The organism is Pontivivens nitratireducens, from assembly GCF_014235845.1.
Classification (GTDB): Bacteria; Pseudomonadota; Alphaproteobacteria; order Rhodobacterales; family Rhodobacteraceae; genus Pontivivens; species Pontivivens nitratireducens.
The window spans coordinates 1-3,508 of sequence record NZ_JACJUQ010000041.1; the positions used below are offsets into that span (position 1 = coordinate 1).

The 3,508-nt window shown below is 58.2% G+C and carries 3 protein-coding genes; all 3 read left to right on the forward strand.

Features of this window, described 5'->3' with window-relative positions; genetic code table 11:
• Positions 1–148 precede the first annotated feature (148 nt).
• From H1S03_RS17295 to H1S03_RS17305, 3 genes are read left to right on the forward strand one after another with little or no spacing between them, the layout of a single operon-like run.
• A complete protein-coding gene (locus tag H1S03_RS17295; protein ID WP_156102976.1) occupies positions 149–1,783 on the forward strand; it encodes a Mu transposase C-terminal domain-containing protein in 1,635 nt (544 codons plus the stop codon).
• 1 nt (position 1,784) lies between these two features.
• The gene (locus tag H1S03_RS17300; protein WP_185805305.1) at positions 1,785–2,666 is read left to right on the forward strand and encodes a TniB family NTP-binding protein; all 882 of its coding nucleotides are present in this window, start codon (positions 1,785–1,787) and stop codon (positions 2,664–2,666) included.
• The gene (locus H1S03_RS17305; protein WP_185805306.1) at positions 2,663–3,454 is read left to right on the forward strand and encodes a TniQ family protein; all 792 of its coding nucleotides are present in this window, start codon (positions 2,663–2,665) and stop codon (positions 3,452–3,454) included. The genes H1S03_RS17300 and H1S03_RS17305 overlap by 4 nt, the downstream gene beginning before the upstream one ends.
• The last annotated feature ends 54 nt before the right edge of the window (positions 3,455–3,508 follow it).

Below are 3,508 nucleotides of genomic sequence, written 5' to 3' on the forward strand. Positions count from 1 at the left end.
GGTGTCGCGTAGCCCTTAATTGTGAGATGGGAAATCCAACGAAATCAACGGCTGAGCTTTGCCCTTAAATATGAGATTTTGCCTTTAATTCTGATATTTTTGCCCTTAAACCTGAGATAGGGTTCACAGACATTTGCGGCAAATATCGATGGATGGTGATGGCGAAGACTGCGTTGCTGTTGGTGCTGAAGAGGCGCGCAGGGCCGCGGTGCTGCGCCCTCTTGTTCAGGCATATCTCAATGGGACTGGCAGCCTGGAACGTGGCATCAATGACGCCGTTTGGGAGCTTGGTGTCAGCAGGGCGACGGTCTGGCGTTGGATAAAACGGTTGGCGGAAGAGGGTGGGCGCACCAGCGCTCTGGCTCCGCGGAAACGGGGCCGCCCGACCGGGACGATGTTAATATCCAGCAAAGTCGAAGCGGTAATCGAGGAGCACCTTCGCCGCTATTTCTTGCGCCGGGAGCGTTCGAGCTTGTCGCGCGTCGTGACAGAAATCCGCAGCGCTTGCTGGCAGGAGGGCTTGCAACCGCCGACACGGCGAACGGTTCAGCGTCGTCTGGATGCGATGGATGCCCGCGAAGTTGCGAAGGCACGAGAGGGCGCAAAGGCGGCCCGCCAGAAATTTGCGCCGGTCACAGGTGAGAACAAGGCCAGTATGCCACTGGAGATCGTCCAAATTGATCATACACCGGCGGACATCATTCTTGTCGACGGCTTTGAACGCAAACCAATTGGGCGGCCTTGGGTCACGCTGGCGATCGACGTCGCAACGCGGATGGTGACCGGATATTACACCTCTCTCGAGGCACCTTCGCGTCTGTCAGTGGCGCTTTGCCTGACACAGGCGGTGGCCCTCAAGGAGGAACTTCTTGCGGAATTGGCGTGCGATGTTCCTTGGCCGGCACAGGGCAAACCGCACAGCATCCACGTCGATAACGGTCGCGATTTCCGGTCGCGCGCCTTTCGGTCGGCCTGTGCGGATTGGGGGATCGATCTGGTCTATCGACCGCCAGCAAGTCCTCACTTCGGTGGTCACATCGAACGGTTGATCGGCACCATGATGGGGGCCGTTCACCTGTTGCCGGGAACAACGCAATCCTCGATCGCGGCAAAGGGCGACTATGACGCCGAAAGCAAGGCCACGATGACGTTGAGCGAATTCGATCGCTGGTTTGCTCTGGAAATCTGCCGTTACAACAACAGCATTCATTCAAGTCTTGGCTGCACGCCCGTTGCCAAATGGGAGGCGCTCTCAGAGCAAATGACAGGCGACATCCCCTTCGAGATGGAAGCCTTTCAGGTGAGCTTCCTGCCGAGTGAACTGCGCAAGATCAGGCGTGACGGCATCCATCTGTTCCAGATAAGGTACTGGTCCGATGCCCTTGCAGGCCACATTGGGCGCGGGGATGGAAAGGTGGTCGTTCGCTACGATCCTCGCGATATCTCAATGATCTGGGTCGAACTGGACGATGGCCGGTATGTTGAGGCGCGGTACAGAAACCTGGAAATTCCGCCCGTCTCGCTCTGGGAATATCGCGAAGCGATGAGGAAGGCCCGTGCCCTTGGCAAGTCCGGGTCTAATGAGCTGGTGCTGGCTGAGCTGATCCGACAGCAACGCCAGATCGAAGCTGAAAGCCGGGGCCTGACGAAGGCCGAACGCAGAACCCGTGAAAGAAAAGGGACATTGAAGGGCACGAACTCGGCCGTCTCGACAACCGAAGGGCTGCGCCCGATCGATACGGGTGATACATCGCGCCCATTGTTCAAGGTGGAGAGATGGTGAATTGAGGGCAGGGACAACTGAAGAAGACGGCCGGATCGCCCTCATTCAATCGGATATCTGGATTGGCTTTCCGCGGGCCGAACAAGTTCTGGACCGTTTGCAGGGTATGATCGAAGCGCCAAGGCAAACCCGTATGCCTGGCCTTCTTGTGCATGGCGCGTCCGGGATCGGCAAGACGATGATCGCCCGCAACCTGTCGCGCAGATATGCACCGGAATATGACCCAGCATCGGGAATTACGCGAACGCCGCTCTTGCTGTTGCAAGCACCACCAGCTCCCGACGAACGGCGGTTCTATCTGCACATCCTGGCCGCCGTCGGCGCCCCGGCGACGGCTCTTAGCGCCCGCGCTCAAAATGTGGCTTCCCTCGAAGTCCGTGTCATCGCGCTCTTACGCGACCTTGGCCTGCGGATGATCATGATCGACGAGGTCCACAATCTCTTGGCCGGGACCCACCGCGAACAGCGCCGATTTCTCAATGTCCTGCGGTATCTCAGCAATGAGCTCGAGGTGTCACTGGTCTGTCTTGGGGTCAGCGAGGCCGTCGACGCCATCCGTGGTGATATCCAGCTTGCCCGACGGCTGGACGAACATCACTTGCCAAACTGGCGCGACGATGCCGAGTTCTCGGACATGATCCAGACCCTTATTGCTGCCATGCCACTGGAAAAGAAGTCCAACCTGAAGGTCAAGTCACTCAAGCAGATACTTGCACTGACCGGTGGGGTGACCTCGCGCATTTTCGCCCTGATCAAGGATCTTTCCATCGACGCCATTGTAACAGGTGATGAATGCATCACCGATGACGCAATCGTAAAATGGACGCCGGTTTGGTCGCGCCATGCGAACCCCCATCGGCGGCTCGAGAAGTCCGGGGTGTGAAGCCGCACCCGCTGCCCAAGACTGTCGCGCCGCTGCCAGACGAGTTGTTGTCAGGTTGGTTGTCTCGGCTGGCGGCGGCCAACTACTGTGATGATGCGGAACTACTGGCTCATCTCAGAATAGATACCGCGCATGGCACCGCCTTGAACTTCAACGTCGACGCGGCTGCGGCGGCGAAGATTGCCAACGCCGCACGGGTTGATCCAGATGTTGTGCGATCTTTGACCTTTCCAGCAATGACGACACGAGAAGCCTCGCTGACGGCCCAGATGCCATTCCAGCATTGCCTGCAATGCTCCAGAGAGGGCCTTTCGCTCAAGCATTGGAGGCGAGCCTGGGCATTCGACTGCCAGGTTTGCGGGACGAGACTTGTGCCGACGCTCGGCAAGCTCAGTGGCGAACAGATGCCCGAAAAGCTGATAAATCGTGCGCGCAACGGCGCCGCGCGGCTTGAATACGCCGCGCGATTACGCAGCCCCAAGCAACTTCGGCGCGCAATGCGCGCGGTCACCTTTGCCGTATCATTAAAGGCCTTCCGCGGAGATCCGTTATACGCTCTTCAGGGCCACAGGCCGGAAGTAAGGCTGTTTGGCCTTGCTGCAATTGATGCAGCCCAATCCCGTCCACTGGTCAAAGCGGCCATCTCAAGCTCCGGCATCGACGACTATGCAAGGGTTGCTCTATTGCGCGCCTTCGATAAGGAGCCACGTCTGCTTGCCGCGGTTGATCACATCGCCCGGCAGCGCGCGAAAAGCATAGGCGCGATAGCAGTCGAATCTCATAATTAAGGGCAAAAAATATCCCCGAACGCGTCGTGTCTCAGATTTAAGGGCAACGCGACA